Annotated in this window: 23 protein-coding genes; 9 read left to right on the top strand and 14 right to left on the bottom strand. The window is 76.5% G+C overall.

The window, feature by feature from the left end:
* Positions 1 to 47: 47 nt before the first annotated feature.
* A complete protein-coding gene (locus ACI79P_RS17695; protein ID WP_456582370.1) occupies positions 48 to 1298 on the top strand; it encodes a glycosyltransferase in 1251 nt (416 codons plus the stop codon).
* Positions 1295 to 3109 carry a glycosyltransferase family 2 protein gene (locus ACI79P_RS17700; RefSeq protein ID WP_456582371.1) on the top strand — a complete coding sequence of 605 codons (1815 nt, stop codon included), beginning with the start codon at positions 1295 to 1297 and terminating at the stop codon, positions 3107 to 3109. The genes ACI79P_RS17695 and ACI79P_RS17700 overlap by 4 nt, the downstream gene beginning before the upstream one ends.
* Positions 3110 to 3113: 4 nt before the next feature.
* Here ACI79P_RS17700 and ACI79P_RS17705 read toward each other — a convergent pair whose 3' ends face one another.
* From ACI79P_RS17705 to ACI79P_RS17715, 3 genes are read right to left on the bottom strand one after another with little or no spacing between them, the layout of a single operon-like run.
* Positions 3114 to 4340, bottom strand: coding sequence for a glycosyltransferase (locus ACI79P_RS17705; protein ID WP_456582372.1), 1227 nt, complete (start codon positions 4338 to 4340; stop codon positions 3114 to 3116).
* A 6-nt stretch (positions 4341 to 4346) separates the two neighbouring features.
* A complete protein-coding gene (locus ACI79P_RS17710; RefSeq protein ID WP_456582373.1) occupies positions 4347 to 4502 on the bottom strand; it encodes a hypothetical protein in 156 nt (51 codons plus the stop codon).
* A 59-nt stretch (positions 4503 to 4561) separates the two neighbouring features.
* A complete protein-coding gene (locus ACI79P_RS17715) occupies positions 4562 to 5527 on the bottom strand; it encodes a Gfo/Idh/MocA family protein (RefSeq protein WP_456582374.1) in 966 nt (321 codons plus the stop codon).
* Between the two features lie 116 nt (positions 5528 to 5643).
* Between ACI79P_RS17715 and ACI79P_RS17720 the strand changes: the two genes are divergently transcribed.
* A complete protein-coding gene (locus ACI79P_RS17720) occupies positions 5644 to 7260 on the top strand; it encodes a molybdopterin-dependent oxidoreductase (RefSeq protein WP_456582375.1) in 1617 nt (538 codons plus the stop codon).
* A 15-nt stretch (positions 7261 to 7275) separates the two neighbouring features.
* On the opposite strand, the gene ACI79P_RS17725 is transcribed toward ACI79P_RS17720, so the two are convergent.
* From ACI79P_RS17725 to ACI79P_RS17750, 6 genes are all read right to left on the bottom strand, one after another.
* Positions 7276 to 8160, bottom strand: a complete 885-nt coding sequence (locus ACI79P_RS17725) for an alpha/beta fold hydrolase (protein ID WP_456582376.1) — start codon at positions 8158 to 8160, stop codon at positions 7276 to 7278.
* A 61-nt stretch (positions 8161 to 8221) separates the two neighbouring features.
* Positions 8222 to 9628 carry a metallophosphoesterase gene (locus ACI79P_RS17730; protein ID WP_456582377.1) on the bottom strand — a complete coding sequence of 469 codons (1407 nt, stop codon included), beginning with the start codon at positions 9626 to 9628 and terminating at the stop codon, positions 8222 to 8224.
* 71 nt (positions 9629 to 9699) lie between these two features.
* On the bottom strand, positions 9700 to 11187 hold the full coding sequence (locus ACI79P_RS17735; RefSeq protein ID WP_456582378.1) for a phosphatase PAP2 family protein: 1488 nt from the start codon (positions 11185 to 11187) through the stop codon (positions 9700 to 9702).
* Positions 11188 to 11261: 74 nt separating this feature from the next.
* The gene (locus ACI79P_RS17740) at positions 11262 to 11657 is read right to left on the bottom strand and encodes a hypothetical protein (protein ID WP_456582379.1); all 396 of its coding nucleotides are present in this window, start codon (positions 11655 to 11657) and stop codon (positions 11262 to 11264) included.
* The gene (locus tag ACI79P_RS17745; RefSeq protein ID WP_456582380.1) at positions 11654 to 12205 is read right to left on the bottom strand and encodes a hypothetical protein; all 552 of its coding nucleotides are present in this window, start codon (positions 12203 to 12205) and stop codon (positions 11654 to 11656) included. The genes ACI79P_RS17740 and ACI79P_RS17745 overlap by 4 nt, the downstream gene beginning before the upstream one ends.
* Positions 12202 to 14268 carry a PEP/pyruvate-binding domain-containing protein gene (locus ACI79P_RS17750; RefSeq protein ID WP_456582381.1) on the bottom strand — a complete coding sequence of 689 codons (2067 nt, stop codon included), beginning with the start codon at positions 14266 to 14268 and terminating at the stop codon, positions 12202 to 12204. Before ACI79P_RS17750 ends, ACI79P_RS17745 begins: the two co-directional genes overlap by 4 nt.
* A 200-nt stretch (positions 14269 to 14468) precedes the next feature.
* Here ACI79P_RS17750 and ACI79P_RS17755 point away from each other — a divergent pair, with 200 nt between their 5' ends.
* Both ACI79P_RS17755 and ku read left to right on the top strand, forming a co-directional pair.
* A complete protein-coding gene (locus ACI79P_RS17755) occupies positions 14469 to 15389 on the top strand; it encodes a hypothetical protein (RefSeq protein ID WP_456582382.1) in 921 nt (306 codons plus the stop codon).
* 50 nt (positions 15390 to 15439) lie between these two features.
* A complete protein-coding gene (gene ku, locus ACI79P_RS17760; protein WP_456582383.1) occupies positions 15440 to 16438 on the top strand; it encodes a non-homologous end joining protein Ku in 999 nt (332 codons plus the stop codon).
* A 52-nt stretch (positions 16439 to 16490) separates the two neighbouring features.
* On the opposite strand, the gene ACI79P_RS17765 is transcribed toward ku, so the two are convergent.
* The 4 genes from ACI79P_RS17765 to ACI79P_RS17780 all read right to left on the bottom strand — a co-directional run bounded on the left by ACI79P_RS17765 (position 16491) and on the right by ACI79P_RS17780 (position 20802).
* Positions 16491 to 17117: a Rho termination factor N-terminal domain-containing protein gene (locus ACI79P_RS17765; protein ID WP_456582384.1), complete on the bottom strand. Its 627-nt coding sequence runs from the start codon at positions 17115 to 17117 to the stop codon at positions 16491 to 16493.
* Positions 17118 to 17204: 87 nt separating this feature from the next.
* Positions 17205 to 18230, bottom strand: a complete 1026-nt coding sequence (locus ACI79P_RS17770) for an acetamidase/formamidase family protein (RefSeq protein ID WP_456582385.1) — start codon at positions 18228 to 18230, stop codon at positions 17205 to 17207.
* The gene (locus tag ACI79P_RS17775) at positions 18227 to 19672 is read right to left on the bottom strand and encodes an APC family permease (protein WP_456582386.1); all 1446 of its coding nucleotides are present in this window, start codon (positions 19670 to 19672) and stop codon (positions 18227 to 18229) included. Before ACI79P_RS17775 ends, ACI79P_RS17770 begins: the two co-directional genes overlap by 4 nt.
* An 86-nt stretch (positions 19673 to 19758) precedes the next feature.
* Positions 19759 to 20802 (bottom strand): ABC transporter substrate-binding protein, encoded by a 1044-nt coding sequence (locus tag ACI79P_RS17780; protein ID WP_456582387.1) that lies wholly within the window; start codon positions 20800 to 20802, stop codon positions 19759 to 19761.
* A gap of 21 nt (positions 20803 to 20823) precedes the next feature.
* Between ACI79P_RS17780 and ACI79P_RS17785 the strand changes: the two genes are divergently transcribed.
* The 4 genes from ACI79P_RS17785 to ACI79P_RS17800 all read left to right on the top strand — a co-directional run bounded on the left by ACI79P_RS17785 (position 20824) and on the right by ACI79P_RS17800 (position 24379).
* Positions 20824 to 21267: a MarR family winged helix-turn-helix transcriptional regulator gene (locus ACI79P_RS17785; protein ID WP_456582388.1), complete on the top strand. Its 444-nt coding sequence runs from the start codon at positions 20824 to 20826 to the stop codon at positions 21265 to 21267.
* Between the two features lie 84 nt (positions 21268 to 21351).
* A complete protein-coding gene (gene bluB, locus ACI79P_RS17790) occupies positions 21352 to 23046 on the top strand; it encodes a 5,6-dimethylbenzimidazole synthase (protein ID WP_456582389.1) in 1695 nt (564 codons plus the stop codon).
* The gene (locus ACI79P_RS17795; RefSeq protein WP_456582390.1) at positions 23043 to 23588 is read left to right on the top strand and encodes a bifunctional adenosylcobinamide kinase/adenosylcobinamide-phosphate guanylyltransferase; all 546 of its coding nucleotides are present in this window, start codon (positions 23043 to 23045) and stop codon (positions 23586 to 23588) included. The genes bluB and ACI79P_RS17795 overlap by 4 nt, the downstream gene beginning before the upstream one ends.
* The gene (locus ACI79P_RS17800) at positions 23585 to 24379 is read left to right on the top strand and encodes an adenosylcobinamide-GDP ribazoletransferase (RefSeq protein ID WP_456582391.1); all 795 of its coding nucleotides are present in this window, start codon (positions 23585 to 23587) and stop codon (positions 24377 to 24379) included. The genes ACI79P_RS17795 and ACI79P_RS17800 overlap by 4 nt, the downstream gene beginning before the upstream one ends.
* Positions 24380 to 24392: 13 nt before the next feature.
* Here ACI79P_RS17800 and ACI79P_RS17805 read toward each other — a convergent pair whose 3' ends face one another.
* On the bottom strand, positions 24393 to 25418 hold the full coding sequence (locus tag ACI79P_RS17805) for an AraC family transcriptional regulator (protein ID WP_456582392.1): 1026 nt from the start codon (positions 25416 to 25418) through the stop codon (positions 24393 to 24395).
* Positions 25419 to 25462 lie beyond the last annotated feature (44 nt).

Genomic DNA, 25462 nt, shown 5'->3' on the forward strand with positions numbered 1-25462 from the left:
TGGCGCACTACACAGCGTCGGGCCGGTGCGCGTGCCAACGTGTGCCCATGACGGGAACCGAGGGGAGAGCCGCCGGTGGCCTGCGCGTTCTCCGGCTCTGCAGCGTCTTCGAGCCCCTGCCGGACCCCGGTCGGGGACCGGACGCGGAGCTCGACGGGCGCACCGCGAGGTTCGACCCCATCGGCGGGATGCAGAACCACACGGCGGCGCTGACCCGCTGCCTGGACGCGCAGGGCGTCGCGCAGACCGTGCTCACCTCGCGGCTGGCCGGCCCCCGGGGGACCAGCCGGCTCGGCGACGGCGCGCGGGTCGTCCGTGTCGGCCTGCCCGTCCGCTTCCTGCGCCAGTGCTGGGCCGTCGCGGCCCTGCCGGCGGCGCTGCGCCGGCGGGTGGGGGTCGACGTCGTCCACGTCCACCAGGGGGAGGACCTCGCCGTCCTGCCGCTGGCCCGGCTCGCCGCCCGCCGGCACGGGTGCCCCCTGGTGGTCACCGTGCACTGCAGCGTGCGGCACACCATGCGTGGGCGCGGCCTGAGGGCCCGCCTGCTGCACCGGCTCGGCGGGGCGGTCGAGCGGGCGGCCCTGCGGCGGGCGGACGCGGTCGTCGTGCTGACCGCCCGGGCGCGGGGAGGGCTGCTGGCCGATGGGGTCGCGGAGGACCGCGTCCACGTCATCCCGTCCGGCTTCGACCCGGCGCTCTTCCGGCCCCCGGCCGACCGGCCCGGGAGCCGCCCCACCGGTGGCCTGCGGATCGGCTACGTCGGGCGGCTCGCCCCGCAGAAGCGGCCGGACCTCGTGGTCCGGGCGTTCGGACGCATGGCCGAGCCGGCGCAGCTGGTGGTGGTCGGGGACGGCCCCGAGCGCCCCCGCGTCGAGTCGCTGGTGGCCCGGAGCCCCGCCCGCGACCGGATCAGGCTGTCGGGGTTCGTCCCCCACGACGCGGTGCCCGGCGTCCTCGAGGGGCTGGACGTCCTGGTCCTCCCCTCCGCCTACGAGGAGATGGGGTCGGTCCTGGTCGAGGCGATGGCCGCCGGCCTGCCCGTCGTCGCCAGCGACGTCGGCGGCATCCCCGAGGTCGTGCGGGACGGCGAGACGGGGCTGCTCGTCCCACCGGGCGACGTCGCCGCGCTCGCCGCGGCCCTCGACCGGCTGGTGGCGGATGACCGACTCCGCGGCCGCCTCGCCCGGGCGGCGCGCTGGCGGGCGGCGGCGTACGCCTGGCCCGAGCTGTCGTCGCGGGTGGCCGGGGTCTACGCCGCGGTCCTGGGCCGGGTGACCGTCTCCTCGGCGCGCGCGTGAGGCCGGCACCACCGCGCGTCGGCGTGCTGGTGCCGGTGCACGACCAGGCGGCCTTCCTCCCCCGGGCGCTGGGCAGCCTGCTCGCCCAGCAGGAGGAGGGCTGGGAGGCCGTCGTCCTCGACGACGGGTCCACCGACCCGACCGCGGTCCGGGCGGTGGTGGCGGCCCTCGGCGATCCCCGGATCCGGGTCTCCCGGACGCCGGGCAACCGCGGCCTGGGCGCCACGCTGAACCGCGGGCTCGCCGCCACGGGCGCCCCGGTCGTGGCCTACCTCCCCGCCGACGACCTCTGGTTCCCCGGCCACCTGAGGGCGCTGCTCGAGGCCCTCGCCGTCCCCGGCGCGGTCTGGGCCCGGTCCCGGCCGGACGCCGACCCGGGCACGCCCTACGCCCAGCTGGTGCAGGTGGCCCATCGCCGCACTCCCGACCGGTGGACCGAACGCGCCGAGCTGGAGACCGACGACCTCGACCGGCTGTTCTGGTCGCGGCTGGCCGCCCGCGCCCCGGCGGTCGACACCGGGCGGACCACCTGCCGGTGGACGGTGCACCCCGGCCAGCGGTCCCGCGCCATCCGCGAGACCTTCGACGGCGGGCTCAACGTCTTCCGCAGCCGCTACCGGGTGCCGGCCCCGCTGCGGTTCGCCTCCACCGACGGCGGCGAGGTCGACGAGGTCGCCCGCTACGCCCGGTTCCGGGAGCGGAGCTACCCCCCGGCGCCGGACGGGCTGGACGTCCTGGTCGTCGGGGAGCTGGCGTTCAACCCCGAACGGGTGCTCGCGCTGGCCGAGCGCGGCCACCGGCTCTCCGGGCTGTGGACCCGCCGCGGGCTCGGCGACGCGACAGTCGGGCCGCTGCCGTTCGGCCACGTCGCCGACGTCGACCGCGACGGGTGGCGTGACGCCGTCCGCTCGCGCCCCCCGGACGTCGTGTGGGCGCAGCTGAATTGGCGCGCCGTGCCGCTGGCGCACGCCGTGCGCCGGGCCTTCCCCGACGTGCCGTTCGTCTGGCACTTCAAGGAGGCCCCGCAGCGCAGCCTCGTCCGAGGGGAGTGGCCGCTGCTGGCCGACCTGGTCACCGGCTCGGACGCCTGCCTGCTCGCCACCGAGGAGGAGCGGAACTGGTTCCTCGCCGCGCTGCCGGGGCAGGCCGACCCGCGGCGGCTCGGGGTGCTCGACGGCGACCTGCCGCCACGCGAGTGGCAGGACGGCCCGCTGGCGCCCAAGCTCTCGGCCGCCGACGGGGAGCCGCACACGGTGGTGGTCGGCCGCCCGGCCGGGCTGGACGCCGACCTGGTGCTCGACCTGGCCCGTCGCGGCATCCACGTGCACCTGCACGGCCAGGTGCGCGCCCCCGGGCCCAAGGGGGCCTGGACCACCTGGCTGGGCCGCGCGCTGGCCGAGGCCCCCCGGTACGTGCACCTGCACGCCGCCGTCGGCCCCGAGGACTGGGTCGAGGTCTTCTCCCGCTACGACGCCGGCTGGCTGCACCGCTTCCACAGCGCCAACGGCGGCGACCTGCGGCGGGCGAGCTGGGACGACCTGAACTCCCCGGCAAGGCTGCCGGTGCTGCTCGCCGCGGGGTTGCCGCTGCTGCAGCAGGCGAACCCGGGCTCGGTCGTCTCCGTGGAGCGCGTGCTCCGCCAGGACGGCACCGGGCTGCTCTACCGGACCGTCGACGACGTCGCCGCGGTGCTGGCGCGGGAGGTCGCCGACCGGCGGGCGGGCGCCGCGGCGCTCGCGGCGCGCCCGCGGTACACCTTCGACGCGCACGCCGACCGGTTGTCCGCGCTGCTGCGGTCGCTGGCCCGGTGACCGCTCAGGGCCGCGCACCCGCGACGGTGACCGACCGGTAGGTGTCCAGCAGGCCGGCCACGTGCGCGGCCGGGTCGTGCCGGCGCCGGACCCGCTCCCAGGCGGCGCGGCCCATGGCGTCCGCCGCCGCCCGGTCGGTGACGGCGAGGCTCAGGGCGCCGGCCAGGGCGACCGGGTCGCCCGGGGGGACGAGCCGCCCGGTCTCGCCGTCCGCCACGAGCTCCGGGATCCCGCCCACCGCCGTCGCCACCACCGGCACCCCCTGGGCGGCGGGCTCGAGCACCGCCATGGGGCAGTTCTCCCACCACACCGCCGGGAGCACCGCCACGGCGGCCCGCCGGAGCCGGGCGGCCACCTCGGGCGCCGGCAGCGGACCCAGGACGTCGACCGGCAGCGCCTCGGCCGCCACCCGCCGGCGCACCTCGCCCTCCAGGCGCCCCGACCCGATCAGCTGCACCCGCACCCCCTCGGGCAGCCCGGTCGACGCGTCGAGCAGCGTGTGCACGCCCTTCTCGGCGACGAGGCGGCTCGCGTACACGACGACCGGGGGCTGATCGGAGCCCTCCCGGGGCGTGGCGGCGGCGACGACCGGGTTGGGCAGCACGTCGATGCGGCCGGCCGGCAGCCCGCCCTCGACCACCCGGTCGCGCAGGAACGCGCTGGGGGAGACGAACCGGTCGACCCGCTGGTACAGCCCGCGGGCGCGGGAGACGTAGCCGTCCGCGGCCGCCGCGACCGAGCGCCAGCGCGAACCCTCCAGGCAGCGGTGCCGCACCACCTCGAGGTAGCGGCCCGACAGGCAGCGGGTGCACGGCGCGCCCTCGGTGAAGAGCCGGTAGTTCGGGCACACCGGCTTGTAGTCGTGCAGGGTCACGACGGTCGGCACGCCGCCGCGGCGCAGCGCGTCGAGGACCGACGTCGTCAGCCGCTCGAAGACGTGGTGCACGTGCGCGACGTCGGGCCGCACCTCCCGGACCACCTGCGACAGCGCCCGGTAGGAGCGCGGGGACCACGTGCCCGCCCACGCCTCCCCGAACCGGGTGCGCGCCCGGCTGCCCGCCGCCTCGGGGAGCCGGTGGCGCACCGGGGTGGGCAGGGTCCGCTCCTCGGCCACGGCGAACGGCACGACCTCGTGCCCGGCGGCGCGCAGGAGCTCGGCGGTGAGGACGAGCACGGTCTCCGCACCGCCGGGGCCCTCGGTCCAGTGGTTGCCGACCAGCAGGATCCGCACGGCGGCTCACTCCCCGGGGAAGGGGAGGACGGCGGTCAGCAGGTCCGGGTCGGCGCAGTGGCCGGTGCGGTGCCCGGAGGCCATGGCGACGAGGGAACCGTCGGCCAGGGTGTCGGTGCGGGAGCCGCTGCGCTGATCCCGCTGCACACGGTGCGGACCCACGCCTGCCCCTGCCCGGGCTCGGGGCTCGGCGACCCCGAGGCTCCGCACGGTCGGGCCGGTCACCCGGCGGCCCCGCCCAGGTCGACCGCGCCGCCGTCGGCGGCCGCTCGCGCGACCGCGACGGCGAGCCGGTGGGTGCGCAGGGCCTCGGCGTAGGGGGCCCGGACGTCCTCGCCCTCGCCGCGGACGGCGTCGACGAACGCCCGGTCCTCGGCGGCGATCGGGTCGACGACGGCGGTGACCGTGCGCTCCCCGTCCGCGTCGGAGACGGTCATCTCCCTCTCGGTGAGCCGCAGGCCCAAGCCCGGGGCGACGACCTCGAGGCCGATCCGGAAGCCGCGGGGGAGGAGGCAGCTGGAGGTGAAGGAGCCGACCGCGCCGTCGGCGAACCGCAGGGCGGCCGTGCTGGCGTGCAGGATGTCGCCCGGCCCGTCGGCCGAGCGCACGCCGAGGGCTCGGCCGGAGGTCACCTCGCCGGCGAGCAGCCGCGCGACGTCGAGCAGGTGGGTGACCTGCTCGACGGTCTGCCCGCCCGAGGCGTCCTGGCGGGCCCACCAGTCGACCCGGGGGGCCTTGTCCAGCCAGGCCCCGGAGACCAGCCGGGCCGGGCGGTCGGCGAGCAGCCGGCGGGCGTGCTGCACCGTGTCCAGGTACCGCCAGTGGTAGCCGACGGCGGTCAGCAGCGCGGCCTCCTCGATCCGGCCGGCCAGCCGCTCGGCGGTGGCGAGGTCGGCGGCCAGCGGCTTCTCCACGAACAGCGGGAGACCCCGGTCGACGGCCGCGTCCTCGACCGCGCCGTGGGCCGACGGCGGGACGCAGACGTAGAGGGCGTCCAGGTCGCCGCGGTCGAGGAGCTCCTGCCAGTCCGGGTAGGCCGCTGCCCCCGCGGTGCCGGCCAGGTGCTCGGCCCGGTCGGGCCGCGGATCGGCGACCCCGACCACCTGCGCCCCGGGGACGGTCGCCAGCGCCTCCACGTGCCGGCCGGCTATGAAGCCCGCCCCGACGATCCCGAGCCGCACACCCATGGCTGCGGGCTTCCCCCGTTCGGAGGCGCGGGAACCTCCCGGGGCGGCTGATGACGATCGTGCGTCATCCCCGCGGACCCGGTGTCCCGCCCGCGGGCGCGGGTCACGCACCCGACGTGGCGCAGACGACGCGGTCGGCAGGTGCAGGGACGGGGCGGGCCCACCCGCTGGGCCGGGGGAGCGCAGCGCTGGCCGGGGTGGCGGCGGTGGCCGCGGGGCTCGGGCTGGCCGAGCTCGTCGCCGGGCTGATCCCCGGGGCTCCCTCCCTGGTCATCGCCGTGGGGGATGCGGTCATCGACAGCGTGCCCGGCTGGCTCGAGCAGTGGGCGATCGCGACGCTGGGCGCCGCTGACAAGCCCGTCCTCCTGGGCGGCGTCCTGCTTCTCTCCGTGCTGATCGGCGCCGCGCTGGGAGTGCTCGCCCGGCGCCACGTCATCCTGGCCGCCGGCGGGTTCGCCCTCTTCGCGACGCTCGGTGTCGTGGCCGCGCTGGCCGACGACCGCAACCCCGTCTTCCTCACCGTGCTCGTGGGGCTGGTCGGTGCCGCCACCGGCATCGCGGCGCTGGGTCTGCTCGTCGTGGGCCTGCCCCGCCGCGCGGTGTCGGCGGATGGCCGCTCGGCGACCGCCGACCCGGCCGACCCGGGAACGGTTCCCGCGATGAGCGAGCTGGACCGGCGCCGGTTCCTGGCCGTGACCGGTGGTGCCACCGTGCTCGGCGTGCTCGCCGGCGTCGGGGGCTACCTGCTCTCCGGCCGGGAGCGGCTCGACGAGCTGCGGGCCGCCATCCGGCTGCCGGTCCCGGTGAGGCAGGCCGGCCCCGTGCCTCCCGGCGCCACCTTCGACATCCCGGGCCTCACCCCGCTGTTCATCCCGAACGAGGAGTTCTACCGGATCGACACCGCGCTCCGGGTGCCCACCGTGGACCCCGAAACCTGGCGGCTGGAGATCCGCGGGATGGTCGACGACCCGTTCACCCTGACCTACGCCGACCTCATGGAGCTGCCGCAGATCGAGGCCGACATCACCATCGCCTGCGTCTCCAACGAGGTCGGCGGCGACCTCGTCGGCAACGCCCGCTGGCAGGGCGTGCCGCTGCGCGTGCTCCTCGAGCGGGCCGGGCTGCAGGAGGGCGCCACCCAGCTCATCGGCCGCTCAGTCGACGGCTTCACGGCCGGGTTCCCCACCCTGACCGCCCTGGACGTGGAGGAGGCGATGGTTGCGGTGGCGATGAACGGGGAGCCGTTGCCGGCCGAGCACGGCTTCCCGGCCCGCCTCGTGGTCCCCGGCCTCTACGGCTACGTCTCGGCGACGAAGTGGCTCTCGGCGATCGAGCTCACCGGCTGGGACGTCGACGGGTACTGGATCCCGCGCGGCTGGGCCAAGGAGGGGCCGATCAAGACGCAGGCCCGCATCGACGTGCCCGCGTCCGGGAGCACCGTCCCCGCCGCGCGGCGCCCCATCGCCGGGGTCGCGTGGGCGCCGACACGGGGGATCCAGCGGGTCGAGGTGCGCATCGACGACGGCCCGTGGCAGGAGGCCGAGCTCGCCGAGTCCTACGACGTCGACGTCTGGCGCCAGTGGTACCTGCCCTGGGACCGGACGCCCGGGCGGCACGTGATCGCCGCACGGGCGACCGACGGGCTCGGCGAGGTGCAGACCGACGAGCGCACCCCCGTGGCGCCCGACGGTGCGTCCGGCTACCCGGTGATCGAGGTCCTGGTCCAGGAGTGAGCGCCGGGCGGCGGATCAGGCGGCGGCGTCCCGCTCACCGCCGACCCGGTCGACCCAGCGCGCCACCTGCTCCACCACCACGTCGGGGTCGGTCAGGGGCAGCATGTGACCGGCTCGGGGCACCTGCACCAGCTCCCCGTCGGGCAGGGCGGAGAGCAGCCGGTGGATCTCCGCGTTCGGCACCTCCGGGTCGCGGTCGCCGTGCACGAGCAGCGTGGGGGCGGTGAGGGAGTGCGCCCGCCGGACGCCGTCCTCGGTCAGGGCGCCCAGCGCTGATCCGGCCAGGGCCAGCGGCCGGGTGGAGAGGAAGTCGTCCCGCATGCGGGCCACGGCTTCCTGCGGCTCACCGGGGGCGAAGGCGAAGTGCCGGATGCCGCGGTCGGAGAGCGCCCGGACCGGCCGGAGCCGGCGGCCCCACCGGGCACCGGTGCGCAGCAGGGTGAACCACACCGTGCCCAGCCGGGCCCGCGCCCAGCCCGGCAGGCGGCGGCCGGGAAACCCCGGCGCCGTCACCCCCGCGCCACCGGAGCCGACGAACACGACGCCGCGGATGCGGTCGTCCCCGCTGCCGTCGACGTGCCGCAGCAGGACGGCTCCGCCGAGGCTGTGGCCGACGACGACCGCGGAGCCGCCCCGGGGCACGACGGCGTCCAGCACGGCCGCGAGGTCCGCGGCGTGCGCCGCCAGGCCGTAGCTCCCGGAGCGGGCGTCCCCGGACTGGGCGTGGCCCCGCAGGTCGTAGGCGACCACGCGGTGCGCCTCGCCGAGCCGCTGCGGGACGTCCCCCCAGGAGTCCACGGACATCCCCAGCCCGTGCACGAGCACGACGAGGGGGGCGTCCTGCGCTCCCCAGGAGTAGAGGGCCAGGCGGGTGCCGTCGAAGGAGGTCACGTCGGTCATGGGAGGCCCCTACCCACGAGCCGGGTGGGGGCCGTGTCGAAGTGGTGACATCCCGCGCGGCTCACCGGTCCCGGTGCACGAGGAAGGGCACCTCGACGACGCCCCCGTCGGGCGCCTGGGGGGTCATGGCCTCCGGTCGGCCGGAGCGGTCGACCGCCGCGAGGGGGAGCACGGTCATGGTGTCGTCGTCGATGCGCACGTGCAGCAGGTGCGCCTGGGCGGCCCAGGCGACGGTCCCCGCCGGGCCGAACTCCTCCGGGGGGTCCTCGCGCAGCTGCCCGCCGGCGCCGGAGAGGAAGAAGTCGGTCCCGTCGACCCGCGAGTACTGGAAGTTGTGCTCGTGGCCCGCGAACGTGGCGCGGACGCCGGCCCGGGCGAACAGCGGCGCCAGGTGCTCGACCATCGCACCGGTGTTCCCGTGGTGGGGGCCCGCGCAGTACACGGGGTGGTGGGAGAAGGGCACGCGCCACCGCGGCCCGGGGCCGTCCTGCGGGAAGGCCTCCTCGAGGAAGGCGTGGTGCCGCGGGTGCTCGAAGAAGTGCTCCGTGGGCAGCGGGTCGGCCAGGGAGGTGTCGATGCAGACGAACTCGACGTCGGCGCCGAACGCGAACCGGTAGAACATGCCGGGGTCCACCGAGGCCCGCGGCCCGGCCACCTCGGGGGTGAAGCGGGCGTCGGTGTGGAAGTTGTTGCGGATCTGCTCGCGGTCGTCGCTGGTCTCCTTGTCGCTGCTGTCGTGGTTGCCGACGGCCGGGTAGACCGGGACCTGTCCCAGCGCGTACCGGTACGGCTGGTAGAAGCTGCCGTACCAGTCGGCGTCCCGGCCCCCGCTGCCCTCCGAACCCCGGGAGCCCGGCCCCGCGTAGACGTTGTCGCCGAGGGTCAGCACCAGGCGCACCCCCGGGTCGTCGACCAGCCGGTCGAGCACCTCGGCCACCCGCCGCTGCCGGCGCCCGCTCTCGGTGTCGGCGAGGACGCCGATGCCGTAGTCACCGAGCACGGCGAAGTCCAGGGGGGCCGGGAGCTCGGGGGAGGGGTGCGTGCGGAAGCGCATCCGGTACTCGCGACCGCTCGGCAGCAGGTCCAGCCCGCCGCGCGGGGCCGGCCCCCAGTCCATCCGCGGCCCCTCCGCCCAGGGGCGGCCGTCCACCGTGATCCGGTAGCCGTAGGCCGTGTCCGGGGCGAGCCCGTCGACCCAGACGCTGTTGCCGCTGTCGGTGCGGGCCGCCGCCACGACGTCGCCAGCCCCGTCCAGCACCTCCACCAGGGCGTCGCCGTACGGCTGCGACGACGCGCCGATGCTGGCGGTCCGGCCGCTGTCCAGCCCGGTCAGCTCGCCGTCGCCGACCACCTGCCAGCGCGCGCCCGGGTCGTCGCGCCGGAACCAGAACCCGCCCCAGGCCAGCAGCGCCCGGTGGGGGGTGACGTCGACGAGGTGGACGAACGGTTCGAAGTGCGTGTCGGGCATGGTCGGTGGGCGTACCCCGCACCCCGGTGGTCCAGCGCCCGGCGCGCCTTGCGGTTCGGTGACGACGCCCGTCAGCGCCCGGCCGGGACCGGCTGCGCGGGGTCCGACCGGGGGTACCGGACCTGGTCGCCGACCCCGGGCAGCAGGTAGCGGGCGCACACGAGCACCCACACCGTGCCCAGGAGGAGCCCGGCGACCACGTCGGTCGGGTAGTGCGCCGCCGTGTAGATGCGGGCCAGGGCGATGGCCGGGGCCAGCAGCACCGGCACGGCGAGCACCGCCCAGCGCCAGCGGCTGCTGGCGAGCGTGATCACCAGCGCGGCGAGCGCTCCGTAGAGGGCCGCCGCGGCGGCCGCGTGCCCCGACGGCCAGCTCGCTGCGGTGGGCAGGCCCGAGGTCAGGTCCGCCACCGACGGGCGCATGCGGTCCACGGTGCGGGAGACGACGAAGTAGATGCCGAGCTCCCCGAGCAGGGTGAGGAGGACGAAGAGCACCGGCCGCCAGCTCCCCGTGACCGCCAGGGCCACGGTGCCGAGGGTCAGCGGGACCGCGATCACCATGGCGGTGCCGGACAGCTTCTCCACCGCGTCGGCGATGTCGGTCAGGGTCGGCGTGCGCAGCTCGACGACGGCCTGGACGACCTGCCGGTCGAGCCGGCCCAGGGCGGTGTCGCCGAGCACCGCGGTGACCAGCAGGCCGAGCAGGATCAGCGCCACGGCGAGCGCCCCCGCGGCGCCCAGGAGTCGCACCACCGTGCGCTTCCCACGGGGCAGCGCGGGCTGCCGGGACGGCGCCAGGTGCGACGCGTCCCGCGGTTCGACGTCCAGCGGGTCGACCGCCGCGTCGGGGCGGGCGTGGTGGTCGTGCTCCCAGCCGCGGAACGCCGCCGTCGTCACCGCCAGGATCCCGGCGCCGAGCGCGTACCCGGCGAGGACGTCGGTGACGAAGTGGACACCGAGGGCGAGCCGGGTGAACCCGACGGCCAGGGTGACGAGCACGGCGGCCGTGATCACCCAGGGGCGCAGCGCCCGGCGGACCGCCGGGAGGGCGAGCAGGGCCAGCGTCCCCCACGTGACCAGGGAGACGGCGGCGTGGCCGCTGGGGAAGCTCGCGTTGGACGGGAGCTCAGAAACCGGGCTCTCGACCATCGGCCGCGCGCGCCCGATGAGCGCCTTGGTCAGGGGCACGAGGACCGCCAGGCCGATCCCGGTGACCACGGTGAAGGCGGCGAGCCGGCGTTGTCCGCGGATCAGCAGGAAGACCGTCGTCAGCGTGAACACCAGGATCGCTGCGGCGTTGCCGCCGAGGTCGGTGACGACCCGCAGCACGGAGACCAGGGCGGGGGAGCCGCTGACGACCGAGTTCAGGTCGTCGGCCACCGCGCCGTCGAGCGACGCCAGCGGCGACCACTCCCGCTCGACGAGCAGCAGGAGGAGCAGGAAGGGGACCAGCCCGGCGAGCAGGGCCACGAGGCCGAGCCCCGCCCGCAACCCGAAGCGGCCCATCCCTGCGGTGCTGCGGGTGCCCTGGACGTGGGTGTGCTCCTCGGCCCGGCTCATGCCCGTCACGGGTACCCGCGGGGAGCGGGGGACACCGGGAGGGACCTGACGATCGCGTGACGGCTGCCGGCGGGTCACCCGCGGGCCCCGTCCCGCGGTGACACCGTCTCGAGCCGGCGCACGTCGGCGAGCAGGTGCTGCACCCGGGTGTCGCGCAGGCAGCCCCGGAGCTCGCGCCGGTCGAACTCATCGAGCCCGGGGCGCAGCCGGAAGGCGAACACCCCCTCGTCCACCGACAGGAAGGTGTCCTCGACGACGTCGGCGTTCACCAGCAGCCGGCAGGTGCTCACCAGCCCGCGGGTCATCTCCTCGCGCACGGCCGGGTCCTCCCGGATCTCCACCGCGATGACCACGTCGGTGTAGGAGCCCTCCGGCTGCGGGATGTCCACGGTCATGAGCTCGGCGCGCAGCAGCACGAGGCCGGTGGCGGCCACGGCGATGCCCAGCAGCCAGGCGAGCACCCGCCTCACCGCGGCACCGCCGAGGCGGCCGGGCCGAGCAGCACCCGCAGCGCCGCGTCGTCGGCGAAGTCGTCACCGCAGCCGAGCAGCTCGGCGTCCGTGGGCACCAGCGAGGTGACCGGGAAGGCGACCTCCTCGAGCTCGGCGGCCAGCTCCTGCTCCACGCCGGCCCGTGCGGAGCTGCCCGCCACCCGCTCGACCAGCCAGGCGATGCCCGAGACCACGAAGCCACCACCGAGGAGCACCGGGATGAAGATGTGCGTGCGGTCCAGCGCCTCGGGCGACAGCCACCGGAAGGGCTGGGTCTGCACCGGCGCTGCCCGCAGGCGCTCCAGCGCCCCGGGCGGCCGCGGGTCGGCGCACGTCGTCCGGGCCCGCTCCTCCACGGCGCCCAGCCGACGCAGCACCAGGGCGGTGCACAGCCCGACCAGCGTGGCGAGGAAAAGGGTGCCCACGAGCAAGGCGCGGTGCCACTCCCACCGGTAGATGTAGACGAACAGGTAGCCGCCGCTGGCGAGCAGGGCCACCACTCCGACGAGCCAGCTCAGCTTCTTCACGACGACTCCTCCTCCTCGACGGCACCCGTGGCGCCGTCGACCCTGACGGTGACCCCCGGCGGGAACCGGTCCAGCGCCCCGGCGACGCCCACGACGGTCGGTACGCCGGATTCCCGGGCCAGGATGGCCAGGTGCGCGAGCACGCTGCCGGTCTCGGCCACCAACCCGGCCAGCCGCGGGAGCACCGGCGCCAGCGACGGGTCGAGGGTGCGGACGACGAGCACCGAGCCCTCCGGCGGGTCCTCCCCCTGGTGCACCGGGCCCGTGCCGGTGCCACCACCGGCGCCGGTCCCGCCCGAGGCGCCGGTGACGGGCACCGGCTGCCCCGTGTCGCTCATCCGGAAGCGCGCCGGGAGCGGTTCCCCCTCCTCGCCGGGCGCCGGGGACAGCTCCAGGCCGGGGTCGTGGACGGCGGCGGCGAGGTCGGTCAGCCGCAGGCCGCGCACCGACTCGGCGTCCTCCAGCCGCCCGGCCGCGGCCAGCCGCTCGCCGAGGGACCAGGCCGCGCGTGCGGAGACCTCCTGCAGCCAGCGCACCCGCAGCCGGAGCGCCTCGCGCAGCAACCCGGCGTCGGTCGGGTCCCCGGGCGCGGGGCTGGTGGGGGCGTCGACCTCGGGCGGGAGGACGGGGGCGGCGCAGATCCGGGGCGGGGCCAGCGCCAGCACGACGGGGTTGGCGGCGACGATCTCGGCGTCGCCCAGCCCGGCCTGCCGGGAGCGCGCGAGCACCCGCATGGCCGCGCTGACGCCGGTCAGCCGGGGGGTCACGGGGTCGACCAGCATGCCCATCAGCAGCTCGTGGGCGTGCACCGAGCGCAGCGCCGGCTGCACCCGGTGCAGCACGGCGACGAGCTGGCGGTCCGACAGCGCGTCGAGCCGGGGGACGCCCCCGAGCGCGTGATCGGCGGACTCCAGCACGTCCTGCGCCAGCGCGGGCAGCGCCGAGCGCAGCCGGCCCACCCGCCAGGACGCGCGGAGGCGGCGCAGCCGGGGCCGCGGGTCCAGCCGCTCCCGGAGGCCGGGTGCCTCGGTGCGGCTCTCCAGGAGGTCGAGGTCGACGGCGACCCAGCCACCGAGCACGGTCACCAGCGGGGAGTCCTCCACCGCCGCACGGTCGGTGGTGCCGGCCAGCAGCAGCGCGTGGCCCAACGCCTCGCGCAGCGGGGGGATCCAGAGGTCGGCCTCCAGGGGCTGCAGCGGCTCCGGGAAGGTCTCGGCGACCGGGCCCGGGCCGAGCACGGGCCCTCGCGGGCGGCCGCGCGCCTCCGCCGTCACCGGCCGGCTCTGCAGCAGCCGCAGCCGGTTGGTCTCGTCGAAGGCCCACTCCACGTCCTGGGGGCCGTCGAAGACCTGGGCGGTCCGGCGGGCGAGGTCGGCCAGCGCCCGCAGCTGCGCTTTCCGCAGCCGCACCCCGCCGTCCCCGCGGTGGACGTCCGTGCGGCGACCGGAGCGGTCCAGCTCGTAGCGGTCGCCGTCGACCTCGCCGCTGACCAGCCGGTCGGGACCACCGGTCACCGCGGCGACGACGAGGCGGTCCTCCCGGCCGGACACCGGGTCGATGCCGAAGAGCACGCCGCCGCTGCGGGCGTCGAGCAGCGGCTGGACCAGGACGGCCAACGGCTCCCGGCCGGTGAGCTGGTCCGAGCCCTCCGCGGCGGTCTCCCGGGAGGCCACGACGGTCGCCACGGCGCGCTCGAACTCTTCGGCGCCCCGGACCCCGACCACCGACTCGAACCGGCCGGCCATCGACGAGTCGCCGAGGTCCTCGACGGTCGAGCTGCTGCGCACCACGAGCGCGCGCCGCCCGTCGTCCGACAGCCCGCGCCAGGCCGCCAGCACCTCCTCGGGGAGAGGCGATCCGGCGGCGATCCGCTCCACGGCCCCGGTGGTCACCACGAACCCGGGGACGATCGGCAGCCCCGCGCGGTGCGCGCGCGCGAGCGCGGCCGCCTTCGCGCCGGTGGTCCCTTCGTCGGCGGCCTCCTCGTCGTCGAGGTGCACCACGGACGGTCCGGCGGCGACGGGCGGGGTTCGGGAGCCGTCGTCGATCGAGGTGGCGGGCATGGGGAGGGGGTTGCCACCGGCCGCCCGGGCAACCGCCGCGCGGCACCGACCGGCGGTTTCGTCGGGAAAACGTAACGGCGGCGATCGGGTCTCCCGGGGTAGGGGAGGCCCGTGGACCTGTCGCCCCCCTGCCCGGACAGCCGGCGCGGCGGCGCGCTGCTGTCCTCCGGGGAGCCGCGTGACGGCCGGCGGATCACGCCGTGACGCCGGCCGACGTCGCCGACGAGCTCTACGGCGTCCCACCCGAGGACTTCGTCGAGGCGCGGGAGGCCCGGCGCAAGGAGGTCCGTGCGGCCGGCGACCGGGAGCTGGCGGGCGCGATCGGCAAGCTGCGCAAGCCGACGACCGCGGCCTGGGTGGTGAACACCCTGGTGCGCCGGCGACCGGCCGAGGTCGCCCAGCTGGTGGAGCTGGGTGCGGGGCTGCGCGAGGCCCAGGGCGACCTCGACGGCGACGAGCTGCGGGAGCTCTCCCAGCAGCGCCACCGCGTGGTCGCGGCGCTGACCCGGCAGGCGCGCTCACTCGCCCAGGACCTCGGCCACCCGGTGAGCGACTCCGTCGCCGGACAGGTGCAGGACACCCTCCGGGCGGCGATCGCCGACGAGACCGCCGGGCAGGCGGTGCTCACCGGTCGCCTCCTGACGCCGCTGTCGCACCACGGCCTGGCCCGGATCGGGGTCGAGGGGGCGGTGGCCGACGTCGGCGCCGGCGGGGGCCTGCAGCCGGCGCCGGTCGGCACCCGGGCGGCGCGGCCGGGGCGCCGGCGAGGGCGCCAGGACGCGCTGGAGAAGGCGCGCCGGGAGCTCCAGGAGGCCGAGGCGGCGGCGGCCGAGGCCGAGGAGGAGGCGCGGGCCGACCAGGAACGGGCCGAGCAGGCGGGCGCCCGTCGGGAGCGGGCCCGCGCGCGGGTCGACGAGCTGGCCGAGCAGCTGCGCGAGGCGGAGCGGGAGGCCGCGGAGGCGGGCGAGGAGCTCCGCGGGGCGCAGCGGCGCCGGGACGCCGGGGAACGCCGGGCGCGGCGGGCCGGCGAGGTGCGGGACCGCGCCCGCGCGCGGGTCGACCGGCTGACCGCGGAGGCCGGCGAGGACACCCGGGGCGACCGGACCGCCCGATCGGGGTGACGGACGCCGACCCGGGGGTACGCCTGCCGGATCAGTCGGGAGGAGGAGCCGTGGCACGAGCCATCTGGACGGGCGCCCTGGCGTTCGGCCTGGTCAACGTCCCCGTGGGCCTGTACTCGGCGACCGAGGACAAGTCGGTGCACTTCAACCAGTTCGAGCGGGGGACCTCGTCGCGCATCCGCTACAAGCGGATCAACGAGGACACCGGCGAGGAGGTCGACTACGACGACATCGTCAAGGGCGAGGACATCGGCGACGGCCGGTACGTGATCGTCACCCCGGAGGAGCTGGAGGAGATCGAGCCGGGTCGGTCGCGGGTCATCGACATCTCCGACTTCGTCGACGTCTCCGAGATCGACCCCATCTACTACGACCGGACCTACTACCTCGCTCCGCAGGACGAGCAGGCGCATCGTGCCTACGCGTTGCTGCTGCAGGCCATGGAACGGGCCGGGCGGGTCGCGGTCGCCACCTTCGTGATGCGGTCCAAGCAGTACCTGGCGGCCGTCCGCCCGCAGGGCGACGTGCTCACGCTGGAGACGATGTACTTCGCCGACGAGGTGCGGGACCCGCTGGAGGAGATCGAGCAGCTCCCCGTGCGGCACTCCTTCGCCTCCCGCGACCTGGACATGGCGGTCTCGCTGATCGACTCGATGACCACCGAGTGGGACCCGACGAACTACCGCGACACCTACCGCGAGCGGGTCGAGGAGCTGATCGAGGCCAAGCGCCGCGGCGAGGAGGTGGTCACCCAGGGCGAGCCCGAGAGCGCCTCGAACGTCGTCGACCTGATGTCGGCGCTGCGCGCCAGCGTGGAGGCCGCGGGCAAGCACCGGCCGGGGAACTCGGGGGACGACGCCGGGCTGCGGACGCGAAAGGCGCACCGGCGGGGCGGGCGCCCGGCCGCGGAGGACCTGGAGGGGAGGTCCAAGAAGGAGCTCTACGACATGGCTCAGGACCTCGACGTCTCCGGCCGGTCGAAGATGACGCGCGACGAGCTCGCCCGCGCCGTGGCCGACGCCCGCCAGGGGTCGAGCAAGGCCTCCTGAGCCGGCGCCGGGTCGTGCCCCCGCCGCGGGGTGCACGACCCGGCGCGTGGGGTCAGGCGTCCTCTCGGTCCGGGCTCTCCAGGCGGAAGAAGTTGCTCTGGTTCCCGTCCTTGCGCTCCTCCTGGTAGAGGAAGTTCAGCTTCCGGGCGTCGAAGGTGTGGAACCACTCGTCCCAGCTGACGTGGCGCAGGTTCTCGTTCTCGCCGCCGAAGTCGAACCGCAGCACGCCGAGGTGGTCGCCGTGCTCGGTGCCCTCCACGGTGGCCGGGACGCCACCGCGCTCCTCGGCCCAGCGCCGGATGACCTCGTGGCTGGAGGTGGCCAGGCTGCGCCCCGGGCGCTCCGGGTCCTCCTCGAGGGAGGTCACCTCCTGCGAGTACTGCAGCGACCGCGACGACTGGTCGCCGGTGCGGAGGTGCCCGTCGTCGGGGCCGCGGTCACCGGGGGCACCGGCCTCGTCCCCGCCGCCGTCCCCGCCACGGTCGCCGCCGCCCTTCCCGCCGGCGGAGTCGCGGTCCTGCTGGTAGGCCTCGGAGATCGCGTCGACGAGCTCCTCCTTCTTCATCGACGACGTGCCCTCGATGCCGTCGGCCTTGGCGCGCTCCCGCAGCTCGTCGACCTTCATCTCGCGGAGCGCGGTCTCGCTCAGGCCCGGGGTGTCGGGGGTCTCGTTGGTCATGCGTCCGTCCTCCTCCGAAGTCGGTGCAGGCATCGACCTCGGCCCTACCCGCAGCTGCGCGACGCACGCACCGGGGCCGCCCGGTCGTCAGCGCTGGGCGAGGTAGGCCGCGGCCGTCTGCCGCAGCCGGTCGTGCACGCCGTCGGCGACGACGACGCCCTCGCGCCCCAGGTAGGCCTTCGCCAGCTTGGCGACCATCGTGTAGTTGGTGTCCACGACGTTGCCGGCCGGGGCGAGCCCGGCCTGGCTGACCAGCTGGTAGGCGTCGAGGGTGTCCCAGCCGGTGAGCTCGGCGGCCCAGGTCACCAGGTCGTGCTGGCTCACCCGGTAGGCGTCCTCCAGGGGCCTGGCGGAGCCGGTCGACATGAGGAAGTCGTCGGTCTCCAGCCGCGGCCAGGGGGTGCCGGCACCCTTGACCAGGTCGACGACGACGACGGTGCGCATGGCCGCCTCCACGGCGGTGCCGCACACCTCGCCCTCGCCCTGCCGGCAGTGCCCGTCCCCGATCGCCAGCTGGGCGCCGGGCACGTTGACGCCGAAGTACGCCGTCGTGCCGGCGCGCAGCTCCGGGGTGTCCATGTTGCCGCCGTGCGCGCCCGGTGTGATGGTCGCGAACGCCTCGCCGCCGGCCGGCGCCACCCCGACGGTGCCGTGCATCGGGTCCAGCGGGAGCTCGACCTCGGGGCCGCCGCGGCGGGGGCGGAACAGGCAGGTCCCCCGCTCGCGGTCGACCTCGTAGACCCACACGACCTCCTCGAGCGGGTCGTGCAGCATCGCCGTGCTGTGCGTCGCGGTCAGCGCGCCGAAGTGCGGGAACGTCGTCGAGACGGCCCAGTCGCGGGCCGGCGCGATCTCCACGAAGTGGACGGCGACGGTGTCGCCGGGCTCGGCGCCCTCCACGTGGATCGGGCCGGTGACCGGGTTGAGCTGCGCGAAGTCGCAGACCCGGCTGGGCAGGTCGTCGGTGCTGGTCACCCGGCCGCCGAAGCAGTCCTCGGTGGTCAGCTCGACCACGGTTCCCGGCCGGACGCGCACCAGGGGCTCGGGCCCCCCGCCGAAGAGGTACCGGTACTGGTCGGGCGTCGGGGTGAGGGAGACGACCTCGAGGCTCACAGCTTCTCCTCCGTCCGGAGCTCGGGTCGGCGGCCGGTGGCCAGCAGACCGATCATCAGGGCCACGCCGACGGCGAACCACACGAAGCCGAGCTCCTGCGCCGCCACCTGCGCGTTGTAGACCACGTAGGCCAGGATCGCGAAGCCGACGACCGGCACCACCAGGTGCAGCCACCAGTTCCGGCTGCGGAGCCGGCCGATGTAGTGCACGACCACCGAGACGTGCAGCAGCAGGAATCCCGACAGGGCGCCGAAGTTGACCAGCGTGGACAGCAGCGTGATGCCGTCGTCCCGGGTGCTCATGTAGACGCCGAGGACGAGCGAGATCACCGCCACCAGCAGCGTGGCGTTGACCGGCACGCGGCGGACCGGGTGGACGCTGGCGAGGAAGCGGGGGAGCTGGCGGTCGCGGGCCATGGCGAAGAGCAAGCGCGACGTGGCGGCCTGGGCCACCAGGGAGTTGGCGAAGCCCCAGGCGATGGCGGTGGCGACGGCGGTCAGCGTCGCCAGCCACTCGCCACCGGCGACCCCGGCGGCATCGTAGAAGGCGGTGCCCGCGGCGTCGCCCTCGGCGATGAGGGTGTCGGGGTCGGGCACGAGCAGCGCGGCGACCCAGGTCTGGACGACGAAGAGCGTGCCGGCGAGCACCAGTGCGGCGATCATCGACTTGCCGATCGAGCGCGCCGAGTCGCGGTTCTCCTCGGCGAGGGTGGAGATGGCGTCGAAGCCGAGGAAGCTCAGCACCGCGATGGAGACCGCGCCGAACACCAGCTCCAGCGAGAACGTGTCGCTGTTGTAGATCGGCGTGAGGTCCCAGCCGCCACCCGCGCCGCCGGCCAGCGCGATGACGCCGACCACCAGGAAGATGGCCAGGACGACGAGCTCGGCCACCAGCACGATCTTGTTCACCCGCGCGGTGAACTCGATGCCGAAGTAGTTGACCACCGTGTTGAGCAGGACGAAGCCGACGATCCACGTCCACACCGGGACGCCGGGCACGATCGAGTTCATGGCGAAACCGGAGATCAGGTACAGCAGGCCCGGGATGAGCAGGTAGTCCAGCAGCACCATCCACCCGGCGATGAAGCCGACGGGCTGGGCGATGCCCCGCCCGGCGTAGGTGTAGACCGAGCCCGCCATCGGGAACGCCCGCGACATCTGCGAGTACGACGCGGCGGTGAACGCCATGGCCAGGCCGCCGACGACGTACGCGAGGGCGACCATGCCGCCCGAGGCCTGGAAGACGCCGCCGAAGATGCCGAACGGCGCGATCGGGACCATGAAGACCAGGCCGTAGACCAGCAGGTCGCCGAAGGTGAGGGAGCGCTTGAGCTCCTGCTTGTAGCCGAAGGACTCCACGCCCTGCGCGCTCGCGGCGGGGCTCGCGCCGCCGAGGGTGGGGGCGCCCCCGGGGGCGCCGGTGGTGGTGCGGGGCTCGCTCATGGGCGGTCGACTCCGTCTCTCTTCCCGGTGCGGTGCCGGGGCGCGAGCAGAGTAGGACCGATTCCTTCCAGATGGAAGTATCTGTCTCAGGCTGTGAGAAGGCCCGGGATCTCGCGCAGCGCCAGCCCATCGGCGCGCGCCAGCCGGGCGGCCGGTGCGCGGCGGCCGGACCGCGCCGGTCCCGTGGGCGAGACCGCCAGTCGGACGCCGTCGTAGACCGCCCGGGCGTAGGCGCAGACCACTGGCGCCGACGGGCCGGAGCGCCGGGCATGCCGCTCCTGCAGGTCCAGCTGCGCCTCGTCGGGGCCGTCACCGGACGAGGCGAAGGAGGGCATGCAGGCGTACAGCTCGCCGGTGCCGTCGCCGCCCAGGGCATACAGGCCGTTCTCCTCCAGCGCCCCGGAGAGCCGCACCACCCGCCGGTCCAGCCCGGCGCGCGCGAACTCGCGGTTGAAGGTCACCAGGTCCCGGCCGACCATGCTCAGGAGCACGCCATCGGCCCGGGTGCGACGGACGAGGTCGAGCAGCGGACCCATGTCCGTAGGGCCGAAGGGCACCAGCGCCTCGCCGACCACCCGGGCGCCGGCCGCGCCCAGCGCCCGGTGGGCGGCCCGGTGCACCGCCCGGGGCCACACGTAGTCGGTGCCCAGCAGCACCCAGCGGCGTGCCCGGCGGTGCGCGACGAGCCGGCTGAGCGCCGCGGCGTGCTGCCCCGCGGGGGAGGCTCCGGTGCGCAGGACGCCGGGGCGCGGGCGCCCGCCCTCGTGCGGCGGGGTGAAGACGTACCGGGCACCGGGCGGCAGGGTGCGCTCGAGCGCGCGGTGCACGTCGCTGGTGTGGAACCCGACGAGGACGTCGAAGGCCCCGGCCGCGAACAACGACGCCGCCTCGGCCGCGACGACCTCCGCCGCCCGCCCGGAGTCGACCGCGACCAGCCGCACCTCCCGGCCGTCCACGCCGCCGGCCGCATTGAGCTCGTCGGCGGCCAGCCCGGCAAGGTCCAGGGCCGAGGGCGCGGTCAGGGCGAGCGGACCGGACAGCGGCACCGCCAGCCCGACGTGCAGCGCATCGGTCCGCGGGCCCGCGAGCAGCAGCTCCCACGGATCGAGCAGAGGCCTGGCAGCGGTCACGGCGAGAAGTATGGTCTCCGCATGTTCCCGGGCGGTGACGTCGAGGCGGTACCCGCCGCAGACGACCTGGTCGAGCTGCTGACGGTGACCCAGCGCCGGGTGGCCGGCGGTGTGGCGGCCGCCCTCGCCGAGGACGGCGGCACGCTCGACGGATACCGGCTGCTCCGGGCGCTCACCGGCGGCGGGCGAACGATGGGGGAGCTCGGGACCGCGCTGCACCTGCCCGCGCCGACCTGCACCCGGCTGGTGGACGGCGCGGTCGACCAGGCGCTGGCCTACCGGCTGCCGCACCCCGAGGACGGGCGCAAGGTCGTCGTCCACCTCTCCGGCCCTGGCCGCGACCGGCTGCGCCGCTGGGAGGCCCTGGTGCGGGCGCACGAGGCGGCGCTGGCCGCCTCCCTGGGCCCTGCCCGTGTCGAGGGGTTGCGCCGGGCGCTGGGCGAGCTGGCCACCCCGGAGGGCTGAGGCGCCGGACGCGTGCGGGGAACGGGGGTCCGCGCGCTCCTGCCCTCGTGCGAGGGTCTTCCCGAGACCGATGGAGGAGTTGGCATGACCTGGCCCCGGCCGGTCCCGGTGATCGGTGACCAGACGCACGCCGCCGAGCGGGCCGCCGATCCCGCGGGCTGGGCCTTCGACCCCGCGACGGTGGCGGCGCTGCACGCGGTCGTCGCGGCCCGCCGGGACATCCGCCGCTACCGGCCCGACCCGGTGCCGCCGGAGCTCCTGCGGTCGGTGCTGGAGGCCGGTCACCGGGCCCCGTCGGTGGGGCACTCGCAGCCGTGGCGGTTCGTCGTCGTCACCGAGCAGGGCGCCCGCGACCGCGCCGCGGTGCTCGCCGACCGCGAGCGGCTGCGCCAGGCCGAGCTGCTCACGCCCGACCGCCGCGCGCGGCTGCTGGACCTGCAGCTGGAGGGCATCCGCGAGGCGCCGCTGGGCGTCGTCGTCGCCTGCGACCGCCGCACGCACGCCACCGGGGTGCTGGGCCGGGCGACCTTCCCGGACGCCGACCTGTGGAGCTGCGCCTGCGCGATCCAGAACATGTGGCTCGCCGCCCGCGCCGCGGGGCTGGGCATGGGCTGGGTGACGCTCTTCCAGCCGGCCGACCTCGCCGCGCTGCTGCACCTGCCCGAGGGGGTGCAGACCCTCGGCTGGCTGTGCCTGGGCTGGCCCGACGAGCGCCCGCCCGAGCCCGGGCTGGTGCGCCACGGCTGGTCCCACCGCGCCCCCCTCGAAGACGTCGTGCTGCGGGAGCGTTGGCCGGCCGACGACAGCCCGGCCGCCCCCGTCAGCCACCTCGCGGGGCCGCGTCCCGAGGCGGTGGTCGCCGCGCGCGACACGGGTGACGACCTGCTCGCCGTCCCCGGGTCGCTGGGGGTGCTCGACCGCGCCGTCGACCGCGTCCTCGCCCTGCCCGGGTCGGTGCCCGACGCCGGCACGCTGGTGGTCGTCGCCGGCGACCACCCCGTCGCCCACGCGCACGCGGTCTCGGCCTACCCGCTCACCGTGACCGCCGACGTGCTGGCCGCCACCCGCACCGGGGAGTCGCTCGGGGCGTCGACCGCCCGCCAGGCCGGGCTGCGGGTGCACGCCCACCACGCGGTGCCGCCGGGGCCGCAGGGCGACCTGCTCACCGCCGACGCCCTGACCGCCGACGCCGCGGCGGCGCTGGTCGAGGAGGGCCGCGCCCTCGGGCGGGAGCTCGCCGCCGCCGGCCTGGTGTGCCTGGGCGAGGTGGGCATCGGCAACACCACGGTGGCCGCCGCCCTCGCCTGCGGCCTGCTGGGGCTCGACCCCGACGACGCCGTCGGCCTGGGCGCGGGCGCCGACGCGGCGATGCTCGACCGCAAGCGCGCCGTCGTCCGCGGTGCCCTGGACCGGGTCCGGGAGGAGCGCGGCTCCGCCGACCCGATGACCCTCCTCGCCGCGCTCGGGGGGCCGGAGATCGCGGTGCTCACCGGCGTCACGCTCGGCGCCGCCGCGGCCGGCGCGCCGGTGGTCCTCGACGGGCTGGTCACCTCCGTGGCCGCCGCCGTCGCGGTGCGCCTGGAGCCGGCCGCCCAGACGGCGCTGGTCGCCGGCCAGCGCAGCCGCGAGCGCGGGCACGCCGCCGTCCTCACCGACCTGGGGCTGGAGCCGCTGCTGGACCTGCGCCTGCGGGCCGGCGAGGGCGTCGGCGCTGCGCTGGCCGCGCAGCTGCTGCTCACCGCGCTGCGGGCCCGGCGCACCGCCGGGCGGGTCTCGTGAGCCTGCGCCGACCGCGGCGCACGCTGGTGCTCGGGGGGGCGCGCTCGGGCAAGTCGCGGCACGCCGAGCAGCTGCTGGGCCGCGCCGGGCAGGTCGAGTACGTGGCCTGCGGCCTGCCCGCCGACGGCGGTGACCCGGAGTGGGCCGACCGCGTGGCCCTCCACCGCGACCGCCGCCCGGCGAGCTGGCGCACCCGCGAGACCGTCGACCTGGTCGGCGTGCTGGGGGAGGCGGGCCCGCCGCTGCTGGTGGACTGCCTCTCCACCTGGCTGGCCCGCGCGATGGACGACTGCGGGGTCTGGACCGGGGAGCAGGGCGCGGACGAGCGGCTGGCCCGCGCGGTCGACGACGTCGTCGCCGCCTGGACGGGCACCCGCCGCCGGGTGGTCGCCGTCAGCAACGAGGTCGGCTCCGGCGTCGTGCCGGCGACCGTCTCGGGGCGCCGGTACCGCGACGAGATGGGCATCCTCAACGCGCGGGTGGCGGCGGCGTCGCAGCGGGTGTGGCTGGTCACCGCCGGCATCCCGCAGCGGCTCCGGTGACCGGGCCGGCCCGCGGCGGGCCGCTCGCCGCGCTCGGGGTCTTCAGCGTGCTGCCGGTGCCCCCGTCGGCCCGCGTGCCCGGCGCCGGCGTGCTGCGGTGGCTACCGCTGGTGGGCGCGCTGCTCGGGGCGCTGGCGTTCGTGCCGGCGCTGGCGGTGTGGCGGGGGAGCGACGGCGGCGCCCCGCTGCTGGCCGCCGCGGTGGTGGTGGGCGCGCTCGCCCTGCTGACCCGCGGGCTGCACCTGGACGGCACCGCCGACCTCGCCGACGGCCTGGGCAGCGGCCGCCCGGCCGAGCAGGCGCTGGCGATCATGCGGAGGCCCGACGTCGGCGCGTTCGGGGTGGCCGCGCTCGTCTGCCTGCTGCTGGTCCAGGTGGCGGCGCTGGGGGCGGTGCTGGACGACTCCTCGCGGACCGCCGGCCTGGTCTGCGTCGTCCTGGCGACGACGGCCGGCCGGGTGGCGGTGCTGCACGCGGCGGCGCGCCCGCCGGCGGCGGGCTCGGCGCTCGGCGTCCTGGTGGCCGGGGCGGGAACGCCCGCGGTCCGGTGGACGGCGACGCTGCTGCTCGTCGCCGCCGCGGCCGGGCTGCGGCTGCTGGCGGGTGGCTCCCCGGCCGACGCCGGCTGGGCGGTCGCCGCGGTGCTGGTCGCGCTGGCGGCCGCGGCGGCGCTGACCGCGCACGCCGGCCGCCGGCTCGGCGGGGTCACCGGCGACGTCTTCGGCGCCGCCGTGGAGACCGGGACGACGACAGCGCTGGTCGTGCTGGCCGCCGGGACCGCCTGGGCCTGAGCGAGCGGAGCTCTCAGCCCCGCGCGGCAGATCGGGCCCACCGTCGCGGGCTGTCGCCGGTCCACCGCCGGAAGGCGTGCACGAACGCCGAGGCCTCCGAGTAGCCGATGCGCTCGGCGACCTGCTCCACGCTCAGCCCGACGGTCGCGAGGAGCTCCTCGGCCAGGTGCCTGCGGGTCTGGTCGACGACGGCGCGGAAGCTCGTCCCTTCCTCGTCCAGGCGGCGCCGCAGCGTCCGCACGCTCATGTGCAGCTCGGCCGCGACCGCCTCCTGGCCGGGCATCCGCTGCGGGTGGCGGAGCAGCACGTCCCGCACCTGGCCGCTGAGCCCCCGGCGGTGGACACGGCGCTCCAGCAGCTCGCGGCACTGCGCCTCGCACAGCGCGGCGGTCAGCGGGGCGGCCTGGGGGAGCGGCTGGTCGAGCAGCACGGCGTCGAAGACCAGGACCGATCGCGGCGCGGCGAACCGCGGCGGGACGCCGAACGCCTCCGCGTAGGGCGCGGGGTCGGCGGGCTCGGGCAGCTGCAGCTCCACCCGGCGCGGCACGACCGGCCGGCCCAGGGACTCCCGCCACAGCTGCAGGGCCGCCGAGCTGTCACGCAGGAGGACGAACCGGCGCACCGGGTCGGGCAGCTCGAGGTCGTCGAAGAAGAGCAGGAGCTCGCCGTCCTCCTCGTGCGCGCTGATCCGGGTGAGCGCGTAGGTCAGGTCGAGGAAGCGCATGGCCACCTCGTGCCCCTCCCGCAGCGTGCGGCTGGAGAGCAGGGCGAAGCCCCAGATGCCGTAGGTGGCCAGCCGGTAGCGCACCCCGGCGGCCAGGCCGCCGTCCTCGGGGAGCGCGCCGACCAGGGCCGCCACCAGCCGGACCTCCTGCTCGGCGCTGATCTCCGCCGCCGGGTCGCGGAGCTGCGCCTCGGTGACGCCGGCCGCCGCGAGCAGGTCGGCCCGGTCCAGGCCGTGCTCCTCCGCGAGCGCGCACAGCAGCGCCGCGCTGCCGGTGCCCCGGGCCGCGGCGTGGACGGAGTTGGCCGAAATCATCAAGGTGCGGCCGATTGTGCCATGGCTCACACCGCGGTCCCGCC

Source organism: Blastococcus sp. SYSU DS0510 (assembly GCF_054050835.1).